Here is a 21,307-nt window from a genome sequence, read left to right on the forward strand (position 1 = left end):
ATATACACCACTAGCGATAAGAGATAGTTGAATTAATCCACAGATTCGATAGCTAATACCTTTTAACTTTCTGTTCGAGTAAAAAACCCTCACTTTATGAGGGTTTTTTACTTTATAACGCCGGGCGGACACCCAGCGTATGGCAAATGGCGTAACTCATCTCCGCGCGGTTAAGCGTATAGAAGTGGAAATCCTTCACCCCTTCACGGCTTAAAATCTTCACCATATCCATCGCGATATTGGCCCCCACCAGCTTGCGTGTTTCCGGGTCATCGTCCAAACCTTCGTACATTTTGGACATCCACAGCGGAATGCGCACGTTGGTCATATCCGCGAATTTCTTCGCCTGTTTGAAGTTCGAGACCGGCAGAATGCCAGGGATGATTTCGACATCAATACCCGCCGAGACGCAGCGGTCGCGAAAGCGTAAATAGCTTTCCACATCAAAGAAGAACTGAGTAATGGCGCGATTGGCACCTGCGTCCACCTTACGCTTCAGGTTAAGCAGATCCGCCTGGGCGCTTTTCGCTTCCGGGTGAACTTCCGGGTAAGCGGCAACGGAAATATCAAAGTCAGCAACGTCTTTCAGCAGGGCAACCAGATCGGTGGCGTACATGTCCGGCTTACCGCTCCCCGGCGGCAGGTCGCCGCGCAGGGCAACGATATGACGAATGCCGTTGTTCCAGTAGTCCTGAGCAATCGCGCGCAGTTCATCAGGGGTGGCGTCGATACAGGTGAGGTGCGGTGCCGCTTCCAGACCGGTTCGGTCTTTAATGCCCTTAATGATGCTGTGCGTGCGGTCACGCTCACCGGAGTTGGCGCCGTAGGTCACGGAGACGAACTTCGGCTTCAGGCTGCTCAGGCGATCGATAGAGCTCCACAGGGTTTGCTCCATTTCACTGGTGCGCGGCGGGAAAAATTCAAAAGAGACGTTAATCTGGCCGTTTACTTCGGCCAGGCTCTGATTCAGGGCTTCCCGCTGGTTGGCGTGAAAAAAGCTCATACCTTACCTCTATCTTTCGCGTGTCATTGTTTGTTGTGTTGTGAACTTCTATACGTTTAGACGTCCAGATGTAAAAATGACGGAAAAGCGGGATGACGTCAACAGAAATAATCAACATTAACGGTGAGGTTTGTTCAGGGAAGATGAAGGGCGTTCATGATGGGGGGTGAGAAGGCCCCTCACCCCAGCCCTCTCCCCAAAGGGGCGAGGGGGGAAAGACCGCACCGAGCAGTCCCCTCTCCCCTAAGGGGAGAGGGTTAGGGTGAGGGGTTACAGTAGCTTAGCCAGGCGATTAATGTCGGACTGAATGGCTCCGGCGGTCACATCGCGCCCCGCACCCGGGCCACGGATCACCAGCGGGTTATCGCGGTACCAGCGGCTTTCGATGGCGAAGACGTTATCGCACGGCAGCAGCGCCGCCAGCGGATGTTCAGGACGTACCGCCTCCACGCCCACACGCGCTTTACCGTTCGCCTCGAAGCGCGCCACGTAACGCAGCACCAGGCCCATCTCGTTTGCCGCTTCCAGACGTTGCACCATCTGCTCGTTCAGCTCGTCGCCGTTCTCAAAGAAGTGATCGACAGATCCTTCCTCGCAGCCCGCAGGCACCAGAGACTCAACGCGAACCTGACCCGGCTCAATGTCGTAGCCCGCTTCACGCGCCAGGATCACCAGCTTGCGCATCACGTCTTTACCGGCAAGGTCAACGCGCGGATCCGGCTCGGTTAAGCCCTGCTGCCACGCCTGATCCACCAGGTCGGTGAACGGCACGGTACCGTCAAATTGCAGGAACAGCCAGGAGAGCGTGCCGGAGAAGATCCCGCTCAGCGCCAGAATGCTGTCGCCGCTATCAATCAGATCGCGCACGGTATGGTTAACCGGCAGACCTGCGCCAACGGTGGCGTTATACAGCCAGTGACGACCCGTTTTTTCGAACGCGTCGTGGATCTGGCGATATTTGTCAGTGCTGCTCGCGCCTGCCAGCTTGTTGGCGCTGATGACGTGGAACCCGTGGCTGGCGAAATCCAGATACTGATCGGCCAGTTGCTCGCTGGCGGTAACGTCCAGCACCACCAGATCGTCGTACGGGTGCGCGCGCATCCACAGGAACAGCGACTCTTCGTCCTGCTCAACCGCTTCATCGTTAAAGAAGGCCAGCGCCCGACTGGCGTCCAGCCCTTCGTAGTTCAACAGGCTGCGGCGGCTGTCCACCACGCCTGCCAGAATAAACTCAAATCCGGTACGCGCCGAAAGCGTCACCTGCTCGCGGGCGAACAGCTCCAGCCAGCGGGAACCGATGTTCCCTTTCCCGAACAGTACCAGGCCGATGCGTTTTTCCGCACGGAACAGGGAGGTGTGCAGGCCCTGAATCAGGCTTTCGGTTGGCCCCTTGCGCAGAACGGCAACCAGGCTGATGCCTTCTTCCGACTGCCAGGTGAACTCCACCGGCTGCCCTTTCAGCTGCTGCCAGAAGCGGTGGCAGTGCAGCGGGTTACGGGTGACGCCCGCGCCCACCATTGCCACCAGCGCCAGTCCCTGACGCAGGCGAAGCTCGCCCGGCAGTCCCGCTTCATCCAGAATCTTCAGGGCGCTGTCCACCACTTCAGCGGTATAGCAGAACTGTAACAGCTGGCGATCGTTATGCACGCCAACGGCCAGCGGACGCACCTGGGCACGTTTCAGGATGGTGTCGATATCTTTGTGCGCCAGTTTGAAATCCTGGCCCGCAGGTACCTGGAACTCAATCAGGCAGATGTCATCGTGGCTGGTGACAATGCGCGCGCCCGTACCGGATGCCAGCACGCGCTCGATGCGAGTGGAACCCTGATCCGGCGTGTAGCTACAGCGTAGTTGCAGGTCGATGTCGCTGCCGGAAACCGGCTGTAGCGTGCGCGCGTGCAGCACTGGTGCCGCCAGACGCGCCAGCTCGCTCGCTTCGTCGAGACGCAGCAGCGGCAGCAGGCAGGCATCTTTTACTTTGCGCGGGTCCGCGCTGTAGACACCGGCCACGTCGCTCCAGATGGTGACGCGGGACACGCCCGCCAGGGCGCCAATCTGCGTTGCCGAGTAGTCAGAGCCGTTACGGCCCAGCAGTACGGTTTCACCTGCGTTGCTGCGACTGATAAAGCCGGTCACCACAATACGTTTACCCGGATGTTGCACCAGCAGCTGTTGCAGCAGCGGGTAGGACAACCCTTCGTCCACCTGCGGCTGTGCGGCGCGTTCGGCACGCAGGAAATCACGCGCGTCGAGCCAGGCGGCTTCCACGCCAAGATGTTGCAGCACGGCGGCCATCAGGCGCGCAGACCACACTTCACCATGGCCAACCACTTCCGCATACACCGCATCGGTAACGCCGCTGTCCAGCAGAGCTGCCAGACGCTCAAGGTCGTGAGTAAAGGCGCTTATCAGTCCGTCCGCCACGTCTGCAGGCAGCAAACCGGCAATCAGTTCACTCTGGTAACGACGTAAGGACTGTTGCACCTGATGCGCAGAGAGGCGATCGGTCTGGCTCAGTTTCAGCCAGCTAATCAGCTGGTTGGTGGTGCTGCCCGCCGCAGAGACAACCATCATGTCCCCCGGCTGTGAATACTCGGTCATGATCCCTGCGACACGCAGATAACATTTCACATCAGCAAGACTACTACCACCAAACTTGTGCAGCTGACGACCCTTCGCCCCTGCCTGCGCTATCACACTCATGATTACCCCTTGGCTGCGACCCGGAAGCCATTTTCCAGATCGGCAATTAAATCTTCAGAATCTTCAATACCGGTCGAGATACGCAGCAGCGTCTCGGAAATCCCGGCGGCGGCACGTGCTTCGGGTGCCATACCTGCGTGCGTCATGGTTGCGGCGTGGGAGATCAAGCTTTCTACTCCCCCTAAGGATTCCGCCAGCGTAAACAATGACAACCCGCTCAGGAAGCGACGCAGCGTTTGCTCGTCACCGTCCAGTTCAAAACTTAACATCGCGCCAAATCCTTTCTGTTGGCGCGCGGCAATCTCGTGCCCCTGGTTTTCCGGCAGCGACGGGTGATAAAGCTTCTTCACCAGCGGCTGGGTTTTCAGGAAATCCACGATCGCCTGGGCATTACGCTGCGCCACGTCCATACGCGGTGACAGGGTGCGGATACCACGCAGCAGCAAATAGCTGTCGAACGCGCCCGCGGTGACGCCAATGTTATTGGCCCACCATGCCAGTTCAGTGACAACATCAGGATCTTTGGCAATCACCACACCCGCTACCACGTCAGAATGGCCGTTCAGATATTTCGTGCATGAATGCAACACCAGATCGGCACCCAGTGCCAGTGGGTTCTGAAGGGCCGGACTGAGGAACGTATTATCCACTACACTTATCGCTCCCGCATCCCTTGCGAGCTGACAAATTTTCGCAATTTCGACTACGCGCAACAATGGATTGCTTGGACTTTCCACCAGAACCAGCTTCGGCTGTTCGGCTAACGCCTGTTTCAGCGCCTGTTCGTCGTTTTGATCGACAAACAACACGCGGTAGCAGCCACGTTTCGCCAGGCTATCAAACAGACGATAGCTGCCGCCGTAGCAGTCGTGCGGCGCCACCAGCAAATCGCCAGGTTTCAGGAACACCGTGGTCACCAGATGAATGGCAGACATGCCGGTATTGGTTAATACCGCCCCTGCGCCGCCTTCCAGTTCCGCCAGCGCGCGCTGGGTAACGTCACGCGTAGGATTGCCGCGACGCGAGTAGTCATGCGCGCGAGGTTCATTAAATCCGGTGAAATTATAGGTGCTGGAGAGATGAATTGGCGGGACAACGCAGCCGTACTGCTCGTCATCATTCAATCCGCTACGCACTGCGATGGTGGCCTGTTTACGCGTCATGGTGAGGCTTCCTGGCGAATGAGGTGAAAAGTCAGGCACCAGAGTAAACATTGAAAGTATGGACGTCAATACATCTGGACATCTAAACTTCTTTGCGTATAGATTGAGCAATGCGCAAATAGCCGTTAAAATTATATGCTTTAGGACACGCTACAGCGGCAATATCCGTGCCTCGGTATCGTCTCTACGGTAAACTACGCAAGATTACGGTTCAAAACTGATGGTTACTGGTTTTGCACCTTTAGATTAATGACTGAGAGGATTAAAGGTATCTCATGGCTGAATGGAGCGGCGAATATATCAGCCCATACGCTGAGCACGGTAAGAAGAGTGAGCAAGTCAAGAAAATCACGGTGTCCATTCCTCTGAAGGTGTTGAAGATCCTCACCGATGAACGTACGCGTCGTCAGGTGAACAACCTGCGTCACGCCACCAATAGCGAACTGCTGTGCGAAGCGTTCCTGCATGCGTTTACCGGCCAACCGTTGCCGAACGATGACGATCTGCGCAAAGAGCGCAGTGACGAAATTCCAGAAGAGGCGAAGGTGATCATGCGTGAACTGGGTATCGACCCGGATACGTGGGAATACTGATAAGCGGATACAAAAAAGGCACCTTGCGGTGCCTTTTTTTCGGGAAACTTATTTAGCGCCCGGGATGCTGAAACGCTTGTTGAAGCGGTCAACACGGCCACCGGTTGCAACATCACGCTGCTTACCAGTGTAGAACGGGTGGCATTTGCCGCACACGTCCAGGTTCAGATCGTGACCCACGGTAGAGCGGATCTGGATAGAGTTACCGCAAGAGCAGTTTGCAGTAATCATTTCGTATTTCGGGTGAATATCTTTTTTCATGGGAGAACCTCAGTTAAGGCCGCGTCGCTCTTCCAGCCCTAACGCCAGACACCACGCGATGTTGAATGTAAGTTCTTTGGCGTAAAGTACACCAAAGGCGGCGAATCATACAGAATTTAACCAACGTATGCAAACTGATCCGCACGCCGCTTTCACTAATGTGTATACTAACGCGCCACTTTTCAAGTCAGGAAGATTCGATGCCCGTCGCTCACGTTGCCCTGCCCGTTCCGCTTCCCCGCACCTTTGACTACCTGCTGCCCGACAGCATGAGCGCCAAAGCGGGCTGTCGCGTGACCGTGCCGTTCGGTAAACAGCAGCGCGTGGGGATCGTCGTCTCCGTCAGCGATAAAAGCGAGCTGCCGCTTACCGAGCTGAAATCGATCGTTGAAGTGCTGGATGATGAACCTGTTTACTCTCACAGCACCTGGCGACTGCTGTTGTGGGCGGCAGATTATTATCACCATCCTATTGGCGACGTATTGTTCCACGCCCTGCCGATTATGCTGCGTCAGGGTAAGCGCGCCAGCCATGCGCCAATGTGGTACTGGTTTGCCACCGAGCAGGGTCAGGCGGTCGACATTAACAGCCTGAAGCGCTCGCAAAAACAACAGCAGGCGTTGGCCGCGCTACGCCAGGGGAAAATCTGGCGCCATCAGGTCGACGAGCTCGAGGTGAGCGAAACCGCGTTGCAGGCATTAAGGAAGAAAGGGCTGAGCGAGCTGGCCAGCGAAGCACCTGCCCTTCACGACTGGCGCGACGGCTTTTCCGTCTCGGGCGATCGCCTGCGTCTGAATACCGAGCAGGCCACCGCCGTGGGCGCGATTCACAGCGCCGCCGATCGTTTCTCCGCCTGGCTGCTGGCGGGCGTCACCGGCTCCGGTAAAACCGAAGTGTATCTGAGCGTACTGGAAAATGTGCTCGCGCAGGGCAAACAGGCGCTGGTAATGGTGCCGGAAATCGGCCTGACGCCGCAAACCATCGCCCGTTTCCGTGAACGCTTTAATGCGCCCGTTGAGGTTCTGCACTCCGGCCTGAACGACAGCGAGCGCCTCAGCGCCTGGCTGAAAGCGAAAAACGGCGAAGCGGCGATTGTGATTGGCACCCGTTCCTCACTCTTTACGCCGTTTAAAAATCTCGGCGTTATCGTGATCGATGAAGAGCATGACAGCTCCTATAAACAGCAGGAAGGCTGGCGCTATCACGCCCGCGACTTAGCCGTGTACCGCGCCCACAGCGAGCAAATCCCCATTATTCTGGGGTCCGCCACCCCCGCGCTTGAAACGCTGCACAACGTTCGCCAGCGTAAATACCACATGCTGCGCCTGACGCGCCGCGCGGGAAATGCCCGTCCGGCTATTCAGCATGTGCTGGATCTGAAAGGCCAGCAGGTGCAGGCCGGGTTAGCGCCTGCGCTGATTAGCCGCATGCGCCAACATTTGCAGGCGGGCAACCAGGTGATCCTGTTTCTGAACCGCCGCGGCTTCGCGCCTGCGTTGCTGTGCCACGACTGCGGCTGGATTGCCGAGTGCCCGCGCTGCGATCACTACTACACCTTCCACCAGGCTCAGCGCCATTTACGCTGCCACCACTGCGACAGCCAGCGTCCGGTACCCCGTCAGTGCCCGTCCTGCGGCTCAACGCACATCGTGCCGGTGGGTCTGGGGACGGAGCAGCTCGAACAGGCGCTGGCGCCGTTCTTCCCGGATGTACCCATCTCGCGTATCGACCGGGACACCACCAGCCGCAAAGGGGCGCTGGAGCAGCAGCTGGCGGAAGTGCATCGCGGCGGCGCGCGCATCCTGATTGGCACTCAAATGCTGGCGAAAGGGCATCACTTCCCGGACGTGACGCTGGTCGCCCTGCTGGACGTCGACGGCGCGCTGTTCTCCGCGGATTTTCGCTCCGCCGAGCGTTTCGCACAGCTTTATACCCAGGTTGCTGGTCGCGCCGGTCGAGCGGGTAAGCAGGGCGAAGTAGTGCTGCAAACGCACCATCCTGAGCACCCGCTGCTGCAAACGCTGCTGCACAAAGGCTATGACGCCTTCGCCGACCAGGCGCTGGCCGAACGTCAGACGATGCAGCTTCCTCCGTGGACCAGCCACGTCATCATCCGTGCGGAAGATCATAACAACCAGCAGGCGCCGCTATTCCTGCAACAGCTGAGAAATCTCCTGCAGGCCAGCCCACTGGTGGATAATCAGCTGTGGATTTTAGGCCCGGTACCCGCGCTCGCCCCGAAACGCGGCGGCCGTTTCCGCTGGCAACTCTTACTTCAGCACCCTTCGCGTATCCGTTTACAGCAGATCGTCAGCGGCTCGCTGGCGCTGATTAATACCCTGCCGGAAGCGCGAAAAGTGAAGTGGGTTCTGGACGTCGATCCGATTGAAGGCTGAAGACGGATCGAAAAATTTAATGCGCCTCACACTTTTTATGAAAATTCTGTAACCGATTCCATTAACTATCTGTAAAAATGGTGCGGTCCGCAGTTCGGTGTTCAGGCGAGGAGAAGACGTTGAAGTCCAGGAAAGAGGTTGCCTCGGCGACCATGAAAGACGTTGCCGAGAAAGCACAAGTCTCAACAGCAACCGTGTCCCGCGCATTGATGAACCCTGACAAAGTCTCCCAGGCGACCCGAAACCGGGTTGAAAAGGCGGCGCTTGAGGTCGGTTATTTCCCGCAAGCCATGGGGCGCAACGTTAAACGCAACGAATCCCGCACCATCCTGGTGATCGTGCCGGACATCTGCGATCCCTTCTTCAGCGAAATCATCCGCGGCATTGAGGTCACGGCCGCCGCCCAGGGCTATCTGGTGCTGATTGGTGATTGTGCCCACCAGAACCAGCAGGAAAAAACGTTCATCGACCTGATCATCACCAAGCAGATTGATGGCATGCTGCTGCTTGGCTCACGCCTGCCGTTTGATGCCAGCATTGAAGAACAGCGCAATTTACCGCCAATGGTCATGGCGAACGAATTCGCGCCGGAGCTGGAGCTGCCGACCGTTCATATCGATAACCTCACCGCCGCGTTCAACGCCGTGAACTATCTTCAGGAGCTGGGGCATAAGCGTATCGGTTGTATTGCCGGACCAGAAGAGATGCCGCTGTGTCATTACCGGTTGCAGGGCTACGTTCAGGCGCTTCGCCGTACCGGGGCTATTGTCGATCCGCACTACATTGCGCGCGGTGATTTCACCTTTGAAGCGGGCGGGCAGGCGCTGGAAAAATTGCTTGCCTTGCCAGAACCACCTACCGCGGTCTTCTGCCACAGCGACGTGATGGCGCTGGGGGCGTTATCCTACGCCAAACGTCACGGCCTGCGCGTGCCAAAGGACCTGTCGATAATCGGTTTTGATAATATTTCGCTTTCGGAGTTTTGCGATCCGCCGCTTTCGACTGTTTCGCAGCCGCGGTATGACATTGGCCGGGAAGCGATGCTGCTTTTGCTGGATCAGCTGCACGGTCAAACAGTTAGCAGTGGGTCACGACTACTGGATTGTGAGCTGATTGTGCGCGGCTCTACCCAGGCATTAACTTAAAGTAAATACCTTTCGACACCCTTATCTGGTCAAAGCCCCGTCGCTTAAGTAACATGGCGGGCTGACGAACGAATAAATACAGCGAAACGATAGTGGCACAACGAGATTATGTACGTCGCGGCCAGCCGGCACCTTCGCGACGCAAAAAGAGTAGTTCAAAAAGCAAGCAACGTAGCCTGTCTGCTGTCTCCCCAGCCATGGTCGCCATTGCTGCGGCTGTGCTGGTGGCCTTTATTGGCGGCCTCTACTTCATTACGCATCATAAAAGAGAAGAGTCTGAAGCCCTTCAGGGTAACAAGGTCGTCGGCAACGGCCTTCCTCCGAAGCCTGAAGAGCGCTGGCGCTACATTAAAGAGCTGGAAAGCCGCCAGCCTGGCGTACGTGCGCCTACCGAGCCTTCTGCCGGGGGTGAAGTGAAGAATGCCGATCAGCTGACGGACGAACAGCGCCAGTTGCTCGCTCAGATGCAGGCGGACATGCGCCAGCAGCCTACGCAGCTGAACGAAGTACCGTGGAACGAACAAACCCCGGCGCAGCGTCAACAAACGTTGCAGCGCCAGCGTCAGGCACAGCAGCAAACGCAACAGCAGCAGTGGACGCAGACGCAGCCGGTACAACAGCCGCGTACACAACCGCAGCAGCAGACGCGTACTGTACAAACGCAGCCTGTTCAGCAGCAGCCGAAAGCCCAGCCGCAGAAGCAAACAGCACAGCCGTATCAGGATCTGTTGCAGACGCCTGCACATACCACTGCGCAACAGCCAAAAACGCAGCAGGCTGCGCCGGTCACTAAAGAGACCGAGGCACCGAAGCAGACGGCTGAGAAAAAAGATGAACGCCGCTGGATGGTTCAGTGCGGTTCGTTTAAAGGCGCTGAGCAGGCAGAAACGGTGCGAGCTCAGCTGGCATTTGAAGGATTTGACTCACGCATTACCACCAATAACGGCTGGAATCGCGTGGTGATTGGACCGGTCAAAGGCAAAGAAAACGCAGACGGCACCATTTCCCGTTTGAAAGTGGCTGGCCACACAAACTGCATTCGACTCGCCTCCGGGGGTTGAAACCCCCAAAATCCCCCCCATCTATCATTTAATTCAGCCCTGAGCACAGGCTCAGGGCTTCTGTTTCCCGAATCTGTAACCAGGGGGTCTGCTCGTGACAACAATAGTAAGTGTACGCCGTAACGGCCAGGTGGTAATTGCCGGTGATGGCCAGGCCACGCTGGGTAATACCGTCATGAAAGGCAACGTGAAGAAAGTACGTCGTCTTTATAACGACAAAGTGATCGCCGGTTTCGCAGGCGGCACGGCTGATGCCTTCACGCTGTTTGAACTGTTTGAACGCAAACTGGAAATGCATCAGGGTCATCTGGTGAAAGCCGCCGTTGAGCTGGCAAAAGACTGGCGTACCGACCGCATGCTACGCAAGCTCGAAGCGCTGCTGGCCGTGGCTGACGAAAACGCCTCGCTGATCATCACCGGTAACGGCGATGTGGTTCAGCCTGAAAACGACCTGATTGCCATCGGCTCTGGCGGCCCGTACGCCCAGGCCGCAGCCCGTGCGCTGTTGGAAAATACCGACATGAACGCGCGCGATATCGCGGTGAAAGCGTTGGATATTGCAGGTGATATCTGCATCTATACCAACCACAATCACACCATCGAAGAATTGACCTCCAAAGCGTAAGGATCGCCCATGTCTGAAATGACCCCACGCGAAATTGTCAGCGAACTGAACAAACACATTATCGGCCAGGACAACGCCAAGCGCTCCGTGGCTATCGCACTACGTAACCGCTGGCGTCGCATGCAGCTCGACGAAGAGCTCCGCCACGAAGTGACACCAAAAAATATTCTGATGATCGGCCCGACCGGGGTGGGTAAAACCGAAATCGCTCGTCGTCTGGCCAAACTGGCTAACGCGCCGTTCATCAAAGTTGAAGCCACCAAGTTCACCGAAGTGGGCTATGTGGGTAAAGAAGTGGACTCCATCATCCGCGATCTGACCGATTCAGCGATTAAGATGGTGCGTGTCCAGGCGATTGAGAAAAACCGCTATCGCGCCGAAGAGATGGCCGAAGAGCGTATTCTCGACGTGCTAATCCCACCGGCAAAAAATAACTGGGGACAGGCTGAACAGCAGCCTGAACCTTCTGCTGCGCGTCAGGCATTCCGCAAAAAACTGCGTGAAGGCGAGCTGGACGACAAAGAGATTGAGATCGATCTCGCTGCCGCGCCAATGGGCGTTGAAATCATGGCCCCTCCGGGCATGGAAGAGATGACCAGCCAGTTGCAGTCCATGTTCCAGAACCTGGGCGGGCAGAAACAGAAAGCGCGTAAGCTGAAAATCAAAGACGCGATGAAGCTGCTGATTGAAGAAGAAGCCGCGAAGCTGGTTAACCCGGAAGAGCTGAAACAGGACGCTATCGACGCGGTTGAGCAGCACGGTATCGTGTTTATCGACGAAATCGACAAAATCTGTAAGCGCGGCGGCAACAGCTCCGGCCCGGATGTTTCCCGCGAAGGCGTTCAGCGCGACCTGCTGCCGCTGGTGGAAGGTTGCACCGTCTCTACCAAGCACGGCATGGTGAAAACTGACCACATTCTGTTTATCGCGTCAGGTGCGTTTCAGGTTGCCAGCCCATCCGATCTCATTCCGGAACTGCAGGGTCGTCTGCCAATCCGCGTTGAGCTGCAGGCGCTGACCACTGAAGATTTCGAACGTATCCTGACTGAGCCAAACGCTTCTGTGACCGTACAGTACAAAGCGTTGATGGCGACCGAAGGCGTGAATATCGAGTTCACCGACGATGGGATCAAACGCATCGCTCAGGCCGCATGGCAGGTCAACGAAACCACCGAAAACATCGGTGCGCGTCGTCTGCACACCGTGCTGGAACGCCTGGTGGAAGATATCTCTTACGATGCGAGCGACCTTAACGGTCAAACCATTACCATTGACGCAGAGTATGTGGGCAAACACCTGGATGCGTTAGTGGCAGATGAAGATCTGAGCCGTTTTATTCTATAATCGCGTTCAATGCATTTTCATCACTGTTGATGGGGGCTATGGCCCCCATTTTTATTGGCTAAATAACTATGACTGATATCAGCCGTACGCAGGCGTGGCTCGAAAGTCTGCGTCCAAAAACGCTTCCTCTGGCTTTTGCCGCCATTATCGTCGGTACCGCGCTTGCCTGGTGGCAGGGGCATTTCGATCCCCTGGTGGCTGGTCTGGCACTTGTCACCGCCGGGCTACTGCAAATCCTCTCTAATCTCGCCAATGATTACGGCGATGCGGTAAAAGGCAGCGATAAACCTGATCGTATCGGGCCGCTGCGCGGGATGCAAAAAGGGGTAATTACCCAGGCACAGATGAAGCGGGCGCTGATTATCACCGTGGTGTTGATTTGCCTGTCCGGCCTGGCGCTGGTGACGGTCGCCTCGAAAACCACCAGCGATTTCATTGGCTTCCTGGTGCTGGGCTTGCTCGCCATTATTGCAGCAATTACCTATACCGTCGGGACGCGTCCTTACGGGTATATTGGTCTGGGCGACATCTCCGTACTGGTGTTCTTCGGCTGGCTGAGCGTCATGGGAAGCTGGTACTTGCAGGCGCATACGGTGATCCCCGCCCTGTTCCTGCCCGCGACCGCCTGCGGTCTGCTGGCGACGGCGGTGCTGAATATCAATAACCTGCGCGACATCGACAGCGACCGTGAGAACGGTAAGAACACGCTGGCCGTGCGTCTGGGCCCGGTGAATGCCCGCCGCTATCACGCCTGCCTGCTCATCGGCGCGCTGGTCTGCCTGGCACTGTTCAATCTGATCTCTCTGCACAGCCTGTGGGGCTGGCTGTTTGTGCTCGCCGCACCGCTGCTGGTTAAGCAGGCCCGCTATGTCATGCGTGAACTCAGCCCGGCTGCCATGCCGCCGATGCTGGAGCGCACGGTAAAAGGCGCGTTGCTGACTAACCTGCTGTTCGTCATCGGGATTGTCTTAAGCCAGACGCTGAGTTAGCTGACAAATATCAATTAACAATTGATGATTTTGCCAACAAGGCATTTCGCACGATATACTGAACACATTCGCAGCAACAGAGCGTTAAACCTATGAAATACGATACCTCCGAGCTTTGTGACATCTACCAGGAAGATGTCAACGTCGTTGAACCCCTGTTCTCCAACTTTGGTGGACGGTCGTCGTTTGGCGGACAAATCATCACGGTGAAATGTTTCGAGGACAACGGGTTGCTGTACGATCTGCTCGAAGAGAACGGCCGTGGCCGCGTTCTGGTGGTCGACGGCGGCGGTTCCGTGCGCCGTGCATTGATTGATGCTGAACTGGCGGGAATTGCCGTCCAGAACGAGTGGGAAGGCATTGTGGTGTACGGTTCCGTGCGTCAGGTGGACGATCTCGAAGACATGGATATCGGGATTCAGGCCATCGCGGCCATACCGGTAGGCGCAGCGGGCGACGGCATCGGCGAAAGCGACGTGCGCGTCAATTTCGGCGGCGTGACCTTCTTCTCGGGCGACCACCTTTATGCTGACAATACCGGCATTATCCTTTCCGAGGATGCGCTGGACATTGAGTAGTTAATCGATAAGCGAGATGCATAAAAAAACCGCCAACAGCAATGTGGCGGTTTTTTTGTCCCTCGGGATTCGCGGTCCGTTGGGTGATATTGCAACCTTTAACCGGGCTTGTGTCCACCGACTTATCACCGGTGGTGAACGGTGGAGCGGTAAGCAGCAGGGACCGCATAATGAAACGCTATTTATGTATCGCGTTCATTGTCGCCAGCGTACTCGTGGTAAAGAGCGATGAACCTGTTGGGTTTGTTGCTTTTGCTACGACAGCGCAGGACAAGTAGCGTTAAGGCCGCCTCAGGCGGCCTTTTTTATGGTTTGATATCGGTTAGCGAAAACCATAAAAAAGCCGGGTGGCGGCTTCGCCTTACCCGGCCTAATCAGTTAACCCCACCGGAATTAAACTTCTTCCATACGTCCCAGCAGTGCCTGCAGGCGATCCTGCCAGCCGTTCTGCTGTTCGCGGAGCTGGTTGTTTTCGCGCTCCAGTTCTTCACGGCTGTGCTGAGCATTCTGAACTTCCTGGGACAGGGAGTTGTTTTTCTCTTTCAGCTCTTCAATTTCCATCTGCAGCAGGGTGATGGTGTCGATCGCCTGCTGTACTTTCGATTCCAGTTTCTCAAACACTTCTAAAGACATGATGCTACCTCTCCTGAATTGCAAGGCGACGCTTTAACGTAAACGCGCACGACATATACCGTCGATTGTATGGAGCGCGGCGCTCTGTGTCCAGCGACACACCGCGCAGATCGCGGTTTGCAACACTTTTAGGTCTGGTCCTGGTGCGTTCGCGGTATATACCCCTAAATTGTTAACTCTTTAGTTAATGAAATGATTCAGCTCACATTATACCGTTGATGCAAAAACGCGCTTTATGGCGCGAAAACGCTCATTTTATTGACACAGACCACACATTTTGATTTCGATATTTCTCGTTTGTGCTCGTTAACGATAAATTAACACTATGTCTACAGGGCATCGTGGCTGTCACGGGCGGTCACGCAAACAATAAACATTACTCTTTTGCAGGATTCCGAATATGAGTCAGACATCAACCTTAAAAGGCCAGTGCATTGCCGAGTTCCTGGGTACCGGGTTGTTGATATTCTTCGGAGTAGGCTGTGTCGCTGCACTGAAAGTGGCGGGTGCCAGTTTTGGTCAGTGGGAAATCAGTATTATCTGGGGTCTGGGCGTGGCGATGGCCATCTACCTGACCGCAGGGGTTTCCGGCGCACATCTTAACCCGGCGGTGACCATCGCGTTGTGGCTATTCGCGTGCTTTGACGGACGCAAAGTTGTCCCTTTCATCATTTCACAATTTGCCGGCGCCTTTTGCGCAGCGGCGTTAGTTTACGGGCTTTATTACAATCTTTTCACCGACTTCGAACAGACGCATCATATGGTGCGTGGCAGTGTCGAAAGTCTGGATCTGGCAGGCATTTTCTCAACGTATCCGAATCCGCATATTAATTTTGTGCAGGCGTTCGCAGTTGAAATGGTGATTACCGCTATTCTGATGGGCGTCATTATGGCGCTGGGCGACGACGGAAACGGCATTCCGCGCGGCCCGCTGGCACCACTTTTGATTGGCCTTCTGATTGCGGTAATTGGCGCATCCATGGGTCCGCTGACCGGCTTTGCGATGAATCCGGCGCGTGACCTGGGTCCAAAAACCTTCGCCTTCTTTGCAGGATGGGGCGATGTCGCCTTTACCGGCGGCAAAGACATTCCTTACTTCCTGGTTCCGCTGTTCGGGCCAATCGTAGGGGCGGCGCTGGGCGCATTCGGCTATCGCAAATTAATTGGTCGCCACTTACCGTGCGACACCTGTGTGGAAGAGGAAAAAGAGTCGACTTCCACCACACAACAAAAAGCTTCGCTGTAATCTGACTACGGGACACATACCATGACCGAAAAAAAATATATCGTTGCGCTCGACCAGGGCACTACCAGCTCCCGCGCTGTCGTAATGGATCATGACGCGAACATTGTCAGCGTGTCTCAACGCGAATTTGAGCAAATCTATCCGCGTCCAGGCTGGGTTGAACACGACCCGATGGAGATCTGGGCGTCACAAAGCTCCACGCTGGTGGAAGTGCTGGCGAAAGCCGACATCAGTTCTGACGAGATTGCCGCTATCGGTATCACCAACCAGCGTGAAACCACCATTGTCTGGGAGCGCGAAACCGGTAAGCCCATCTACAACGCCATTGTCTGGCAGTGCCGCCGCACCTCAGAGATCTGCGAAAAACTGAAGCGCGACGGAATGGAAGAGTACGTGCGCAGTACAACCGGTCTGGTCATTGACCCCTATTTCTCCGGCACCAAAGTGAAGTGGATCCTCGATCACGTGGAAGGTTCACGCGAACGTGCACGACGCGGCGAGCTGCTGTTTGGCACCGTCGATACCTGGCTTATCTGGAAGATGACTCAGGGACGCGTTCACGTCACCGACTACACCAACGCCTCGCGCACCATGCTGTTCAACATCAACACCCTGGAGTGGGATGACAAGATGCTGGACGCGCTGGACATTCCGCGTGCGATGCTGCCAGACGTGCGCAAATCTTCAGAAGTTTACGGCCAGACCAACATCGGCGGTAAAGGCGGCACCCGTATTCCTATCGCCGGTATTGCCGGTGACCAGCAGGCGGCGCTGTTCGGCCAGCTGTGCGTCAAGGAAGGGATGGCGAAGAACACTTACGGCACCGGCTGCTTTATGCTCATGAACACCGGCGAGAAAGCGGTGAAATCAGAAAACGGTCTGCTGACCACCATCGCCTGCGGCCCACGCGGTGAAGTGAACTATGCCCTGGAAGGGGCGGTATTCATGGCGGGCGCCTCCATTCAGTGGCTGCGCGACGAGATGAAGCTGATCAGCGATGCGTTTGACTCCGAATACTTCGCGACCAAAGTGAAAGACACCAACGGCGTATACGTGGTGCCAGCGTTTACCGGTCTGGGCGCACCGTACTGGGATCCGTACGCCCGCGGCGCGATTTTCGGCCTGACGCGCGGTGTGAACTCAAACCACATTATTCGTGCGACCCTGGAATCCATCGCCTACCAGACGCGCGACGTGCTGGAAGCGATGCAGGCGGACTCCGGCATTCGTCTGCACGCCCTGCGCGTGGACGGCGGTGCGGTAGCCAACAACTTCCTGATGCAGTTCCAGTCCGACATTCTGGGTACCCGCGTTGAACGTCCTGAGGTGCGAGAAGTAACGGCGCTGGGCGCGGCGTATCTGGCAGGTCTGGCGGTTGGCTTCTGGCAAAACCTTGACGAGCTTCAGGAAAAAGCGGTGATCGAACGCGAATTCCGTCCAGGCATCGAAACCACCGAGCGCAACTACCGCTACAGCGGCTGGAAGAAAGCGGTGAAACGTGCCCTGGCATGGGAAGAGCACGACGAGTAAGACAGACTCACCCCTCACCCTAACCCTCTCCCCAAAGGGGCGAGGGGACTTAAAACACCCTCTCCCCTTTGGGGAGAGGGCCGGGGTGAGGGGCTCAGACCGCACCACCCCTCCCCCTCCCCACTCTGTGATAAACTTCGTGCAATTCCTTTTGATTGTACGAGTACCTCATGAAACGTGAACTTGCTATCGAGTTTTCCCGCGTCACCGAAGCTGCCGCCCTCGCAGGCTACAAGTGGCTGGGCCGTGGCGACAAAAATACCGCAGACGGCGCAGCCGTCCACGCCATGCGCATTGTGCTTAATCAGGTCAATATCGATGGCACTATCGTCATTGGCGAAGGCGAAATCGACGAAGCCCCGATGCTCTACATCGGTGAAAAAGTCGGGACGGGCAAAGGCGATGCGGTGGATATCGCGGTCGACCCGATCGAAGGCACGCGCATGACGGCGATGGGCCAGGCCAACGCGCTGGCGGTGCTGGCGGTGGGCGATAAGGGCTGCTTCCTCAACGCGCCAGATATGTACATGGAAAAGCTGATTGTCGGTCCTGGTGCTAAAGGCGCTATCGACCTTAGCCTGCCGCTGGATGCCAACCTGCGCAATATCGCAGCGGCGCTGGGTAAACCGCTCAACGAACTCACCGTGACCATCCTGGCGAAACCGCGCCACGACGCCACCATCGCTTATCTGCAAGCACTCGGCGTGCGCGTATTTGCCATTCCTGATGGCGACGTTGCCGCCTCTATTCTGACCTGCATGCCGGACAGCGAGGTCGACGTGCTTTACGGCATCGGCGGCGCGCCGGAAGGTGTGGTCTCTGCGGCAGTGATCCGCGCGCTGGACGGCGATATGCAGGCGCGTCTGCTGCCACGCCATGAGGTCAAAGGCGACAGCGACGAGAACCTTCGCATTGGTGAAGACGAACTGGCGCGCTGTGCGGCGATGGGCATCGAGGCCAATAAAGTGCTCGCGCTGAACGAGATGGCTCGCAGCGATAACGTGGTCTTCTCCGCAACCGGCATCACCAAAGGCGATCTGCTGGATGGCATCACCCGCAAGGGAAACATGGCCACCACTGAAACCTTGCTGATCCGCGGCAAATCCCGCACCATTCGCCGCATTCAGTCCATTCATTATCTCGACCGCAAAGACCCGGACGTACAGACGCACATTCTGTAAAACCGTTTGATCGATAGAGCTTTCCGGCCCGAATGGGCTGGAAATGTTTCCCACAAGTACGGAAGATAGAAGAGAGAAACAGCACAGGAGAAGATCATGGCGGACTGGGTAACAGGTAAAGTCACAAAGGTACAGTTCTGGACCGATGCGCTATTTAGCCTCACGCTGCACGCGCCCGTTCATCCGTTTACCGCCGGGCAGTTTGCCAAGCTCGGGCTGGATATCGACGGTGAACGCGTACAGCGCGCCTACTCTTACGTTAACGCGCCTGATAACCCGGATCTCGAGTTCTATCTGGTCACCGTCCCGGACGGTAAGCTCAGCCCGCGCCTCGCCGCGCTGAAACCGGGCGATGAGGTGCAGATTGTCTCCGACGCGGCGGGGTTCTTCGTGCTGGATGAAATCCCCGACTGTGACACGCTCTGGATGCTGGCGACCGGCACGGCCATCGGCCCGTATCTCTCTATCCTGGAGTACGGCAAAGATCTGGAGCGCTTTAAGAATATCGTGCTGGTTCACGCCGCGCGCTACGCCGCAGACCTGAGCTATTTGCCGCAGATGCAGGCGCTGGAACAGCGATATGGCGGGAAGTTAAAAATTCAGACGGTGGTCAGCCGCGAAACCGCAGCTGGCTCGTTAACCGGTCGCGTTCCGGCGTTGATTGAAAGCGGCGCGCTGGAAGAGGCGGTGGGTTTACCGATGAATACCGAAACCAGCCACGTGATGCTGTGCGGTAACCCGCAAATGGTGCGCGATACGCAGCAACTGCTGAAGGATACCCGGCAGATGACGAAACACCTTCGCCGCCGACCGGGCCATATGACCGCCGAACACTACTGGTGATCAGCGGTACTTCACCTCAAGGGTATCTTTTCCGTATTTGTTCTCGCTCTGGGTGCCAATAAACGCACCCAGTTCGACAACCATCATCACAAAGATAACCGTCGGCAGCAGTCTGCCCACCACCCACGGGAGGATGGAGGGCAGCATTGACCAGTTCCCCGCCACCAGCATCCACGCCAGAATAATCAGAAAAGCCCAAGCGCCGGAGCGACCGCGATCGTGCAGACGTTTCACCACCACGGCGGCGGTTGGCCACAGTAAACAGACCAGCGCAAAAGCCGCAGTTTGCGTGCTCAGCCAGGCGTTATAGGCAACAAAAAACAGAAGCAGCATGGCGACAACCCACGCTGCCATCCAGATCCAGAAGTCACGGCGTCCAATACGCCCTTTGAATGAAAACAACCACTGCTGTATGGTCATGTAAGGTTCCTTATTATTGTTTAGCCCGCATTTTACCCTGGAGTTGTGACCTTTTGACAAGCCGACCAGATATCGTTTTAATCATGGGCAATAACGGCCAGGGGCAATGTTGATGAAAAGTTCGGCACACTCTCTTTATTTGTGTTTAGCGATGCTGAGCGCCAGTTTTTCTCTGCACGCCGCGGAACCGGCTTCCCCGGTCACCGCCCCCTACCTTCTGGCGGGCGCCCCCTCTTTCGATCAATCTATCAGCCAGTTCCGCGAAGCCTTCAATAAAGAAAACCCCTCGCTTGCGCTGGGGGAGTTCCGTGCGATTGATGGTGCCCGCGATACGCCAACCCTGACCCGCGCTGCCAGCAAAATTAACGAGAATCTATATGCTTCCACTGCCCTTGAGCGCGGAACGTTAAAAATCAAAAGCATGCAGATCACCTGGCTGCCGATTCAGGGCCCAGAGCAGAAAGCGGCGAAAGCGAAAGCGCTGGAGTATATGAGTGCTATTTTGCGCGCCTTTACTCCCACCTTCACGAAAGCGCAAAGCCAGCAAAAGCTGCAAAAACTGCTTACCGCCGGGAAAAACAAACGCTATTACGCCGATACGGAAGGTGCCGTTCGCTATGTCGTCGCAGATAACGGCGAAAAGGGGCTGACCTTCGCGGTTGAACCGATTAAGCTGGCCCTATCAGACGCACTCGAGGGGGCGAATTAATGACAAAAAGCAAAGCCTTTCGAGGGAAAATCTCTATACTGATTCACAGACCATGCTGCCCTTAAGGGTGGCCATATTCCTTAATTCGCTTATTGAGCGTGGAGAATTGAAATGCGACATCCTTTAGTGATGGGTAACTGGAAACTGAACGGCAGCCGCCACATGGTAAACGAACTGGTTGCTAACCTGCGTAAAGAGCTGGCTGGCGTGACCGGCTGCGCGGTTGCTATCGCTCCGCCGGATATGTACCTGGATCTGGCTAAACGTGCCGCTGACGGCAGCCACATCATTCTGGGCGCGCAGAACGTTGACGTTAACCTGTCTGGCGCGTTTACCGGTGAAACCTCCGCTGAAATGCTGAAAGACATCGGCGCGAAATACATCATCATCGGCCACTCTGAGCGTCGCACCTACCACAAAGAATCTGACGAGTTCATCGCGAAGAAATTCGCTGTGCTGAAAGAGCAGGGTCTGATCCCGGTTCTGTGCATCGGTGAAACCGAAGCAGAAAACGAAGCGGGTAAAACCGAAGAAGTGTGCGCACGTCAGATCGACGCTGTGCTGAAAACCCAGGGCGCGGCAGCGTTCGAAGGCGCGGTTATCGCTTACGAGCCAGTCTGGGCGATCGGTACCGGCAAATCTGCAACTCCAGCGCAGGCACAGGCGGTGCACAAGTTCATCCGTGACCACATTGCAAAAGCAGACGCGAAAGTGGCTGAGCAGGTCATCATCCAGTACGGCGGTTCCGTTAACGCATCAAACGCAGCTGAGCTGTTCACCCAGCCAGACATCGATGGCGCGCTGGTTGGCGGCGCATCCCTGAAAGCAGACGCTTTCGCGGTGATCGTTAAAGCGGCAGAAGCGGCTAAGCAGGCGTAATTGCC

20 protein-coding genes are annotated in these 21,307 nt (G+C 56.4%); 14 read left to right on the forward strand and 6 right to left on the reverse strand.

Going from position 1 to position 21,307, the window contains the following annotated elements:
• Nucleotides 1-112 precede the first annotated feature (112 nt).
• The 3 genes from metF to metB form a co-directional block, all read right to left on the reverse strand.
• Nucleotides 113-1,003 carry a methylenetetrahydrofolate reductase gene (gene metF / locus CKK19_RS02000; protein ID WP_022649792.1) on the reverse strand — a complete coding sequence of 297 codons (891 nt, stop codon included), beginning with the start codon at nucleotides 1,001-1,003 and terminating at the stop codon, nucleotides 113-115.
• A gap of 270 nt (nucleotides 1,004-1,273) precedes the next feature.
• A complete protein-coding gene (locus tag CKK19_RS02005; protein WP_063853126.1) occupies nucleotides 1,274-3,706 on the reverse strand; it encodes a bifunctional aspartate kinase/homoserine dehydrogenase II in 2,433 nt (810 codons plus the stop codon).
• Nucleotides 3,707-3,708: 2 nt separating this feature from the next.
• Nucleotides 3,709-4,869, reverse strand: a complete 1,161-nt coding sequence (gene metB, locus CKK19_RS02010; RefSeq protein WP_063853127.1) for a cystathionine gamma-synthase — start codon at nucleotides 4,867-4,869, stop codon at nucleotides 3,709-3,711.
• Between the two features lie 275 nt (nucleotides 4,870-5,144).
• Between metB and metJ the strand changes: the two genes are divergently transcribed.
• Entirely contained in the window at nucleotides 5,145-5,462 is a 318-nt protein-coding gene (gene metJ / locus CKK19_RS02015) for a met regulon transcriptional regulator MetJ (RefSeq protein ID WP_006179183.1), read from the forward strand.
• A 48-nt stretch (nucleotides 5,463-5,510) separates the two neighbouring features.
• Here metJ and rpmE read toward each other — a convergent pair whose 3' ends face one another.
• The gene (gene rpmE / locus CKK19_RS02020; RefSeq protein ID WP_003862040.1) at nucleotides 5,511-5,723 is read right to left on the reverse strand and encodes a 50S ribosomal protein L31; all 213 of its coding nucleotides are present in this window, start codon (nucleotides 5,721-5,723) and stop codon (nucleotides 5,511-5,513) included.
• A gap of 200 nt (nucleotides 5,724-5,923) precedes the next feature.
• Between rpmE and priA the strand changes: the two genes are divergently transcribed.
• The 7 genes from priA (at nucleotide 5,924) to rraA (ending at nucleotide 13,861) form a co-directional block, all read left to right on the forward strand.
• Entirely contained in the window at nucleotides 5,924-8,119 is a 2,196-nt protein-coding gene (priA, locus tag CKK19_RS02025) for a primosomal protein N' (protein ID WP_063853128.1), read from the forward strand.
• Between the two features lie 119 nt (nucleotides 8,120-8,238).
• The gene (gene cytR / locus CKK19_RS02030; RefSeq protein WP_063853129.1) at nucleotides 8,239-9,264 is read left to right on the forward strand and encodes a DNA-binding transcriptional regulator CytR; all 1,026 of its coding nucleotides are present in this window, start codon (nucleotides 8,239-8,241) and stop codon (nucleotides 9,262-9,264) included.
• A gap of 92 nt (nucleotides 9,265-9,356) precedes the next feature.
• The gene (gene ftsN / locus CKK19_RS02035) at nucleotides 9,357-10,325 is read left to right on the forward strand and encodes a cell division protein FtsN (RefSeq protein ID WP_063853130.1); all 969 of its coding nucleotides are present in this window, start codon (nucleotides 9,357-9,359) and stop codon (nucleotides 10,323-10,325) included.
• Nucleotides 10,326-10,419: 94 nt separating this feature from the next.
• Nucleotides 10,420-10,950, forward strand: a complete 531-nt coding sequence (gene hslV, locus CKK19_RS02040) for an ATP-dependent protease subunit HslV (protein ID WP_022649795.1) — start codon at nucleotides 10,420-10,422, stop codon at nucleotides 10,948-10,950.
• Between the two features lie 9 nt (nucleotides 10,951-10,959).
• On the forward strand, nucleotides 10,960-12,294 hold the full coding sequence (hslU, locus tag CKK19_RS02045; RefSeq protein WP_022649796.1) for an HslU--HslV peptidase ATPase subunit: 1,335 nt from the start codon (nucleotides 10,960-10,962) through the stop codon (nucleotides 12,292-12,294).
• 62 nt (nucleotides 12,295-12,356) lie between these two features.
• Nucleotides 12,357-13,283, forward strand: a complete 927-nt coding sequence (gene menA / locus CKK19_RS02050) for a 1,4-dihydroxy-2-naphthoate polyprenyltransferase (protein WP_088581795.1) — start codon at nucleotides 12,357-12,359, stop codon at nucleotides 13,281-13,283.
• 92 nt (nucleotides 13,284-13,375) lie between these two features.
• On the forward strand, nucleotides 13,376-13,861 hold the full coding sequence (gene rraA / locus CKK19_RS02055) for a ribonuclease E activity regulator RraA (RefSeq protein ID WP_022649798.1): 486 nt from the start codon (nucleotides 13,376-13,378) through the stop codon (nucleotides 13,859-13,861).
• Between the two features lie 393 nt (nucleotides 13,862-14,254).
• On the opposite strand, the gene zapB is transcribed toward rraA, so the two are convergent.
• Entirely contained in the window at nucleotides 14,255-14,494 is a 240-nt protein-coding gene (zapB, locus tag CKK19_RS02060; protein ID WP_022649799.1) for a septal ring assembly protein ZapB, read from the reverse strand.
• Nucleotides 14,495-14,894: 400 nt separating this feature from the next.
• Here zapB and CKK19_RS02065 point away from each other — a divergent pair, with 400 nt between their 5' ends.
• The 4 genes from CKK19_RS02065 (at nucleotide 14,895) to fpr (ending at nucleotide 19,294) form a co-directional block, all read left to right on the forward strand.
• A complete protein-coding gene (locus CKK19_RS02065) occupies nucleotides 14,895-15,740 on the forward strand; it encodes an MIP/aquaporin family protein (protein WP_022649800.1) in 846 nt (281 codons plus the stop codon).
• A gap of 21 nt (nucleotides 15,741-15,761) precedes the next feature.
• The gene (gene glpK, locus CKK19_RS02070) at nucleotides 15,762-17,270 is read left to right on the forward strand and encodes a glycerol kinase GlpK (protein ID WP_063853131.1); all 1,509 of its coding nucleotides are present in this window, start codon (nucleotides 15,762-15,764) and stop codon (nucleotides 17,268-17,270) included.
• A gap of 170 nt (nucleotides 17,271-17,440) precedes the next feature.
• Complete coding sequence (gene glpX, locus CKK19_RS02075) at nucleotides 17,441-18,451, forward strand: class II fructose-bisphosphatase (RefSeq protein WP_023307187.1); 1,011 nt, start codon at nucleotides 17,441-17,443, stop codon at nucleotides 18,449-18,451.
• 96 nt (nucleotides 18,452-18,547) lie between these two features.
• Nucleotides 18,548-19,294, forward strand: coding sequence for a ferredoxin--NADP(+) reductase (gene fpr / locus CKK19_RS02080; protein ID WP_022649803.1), 747 nt, complete (start codon nucleotides 18,548-18,550; stop codon nucleotides 19,292-19,294).
• Here fpr and CKK19_RS02085 read toward each other — a convergent pair whose 3' ends face one another.
• The gene (locus CKK19_RS02085; RefSeq protein WP_022649804.1) at nucleotides 19,295-19,714 is read right to left on the reverse strand and encodes a DUF805 domain-containing protein; all 420 of its coding nucleotides are present in this window, start codon (nucleotides 19,712-19,714) and stop codon (nucleotides 19,295-19,297) included.
• A gap of 112 nt (nucleotides 19,715-19,826) precedes the next feature.
• On the opposite strand from CKK19_RS02085, the gene CKK19_RS02090 reads away from it, so the two are divergent.
• Together CKK19_RS02090 and tpiA are read left to right on the forward strand one after the other, a co-directional pair.
• A complete protein-coding gene (locus CKK19_RS02090) occupies nucleotides 19,827-20,423 on the forward strand; it encodes a DUF1454 family protein (protein ID WP_022649805.1) in 597 nt (198 codons plus the stop codon).
• A gap of 111 nt (nucleotides 20,424-20,534) precedes the next feature.
• Nucleotides 20,535-21,302 (forward strand): triose-phosphate isomerase, encoded by a 768-nt coding sequence (tpiA, locus tag CKK19_RS02095; protein WP_003862019.1) that lies wholly within the window; start codon nucleotides 20,535-20,537, stop codon nucleotides 21,300-21,302.
• Nucleotides 21,303-21,307 lie beyond the last annotated feature (5 nt).

This window comes from Enterobacter sp. CCUG 70166, assembly GCF_020224095.1.
GTDB classification, from domain to species: domain Bacteria; phylum Pseudomonadota; class Gammaproteobacteria; order Enterobacterales; family Enterobacteriaceae; genus Enterobacter; species Enterobacter intestinihominis.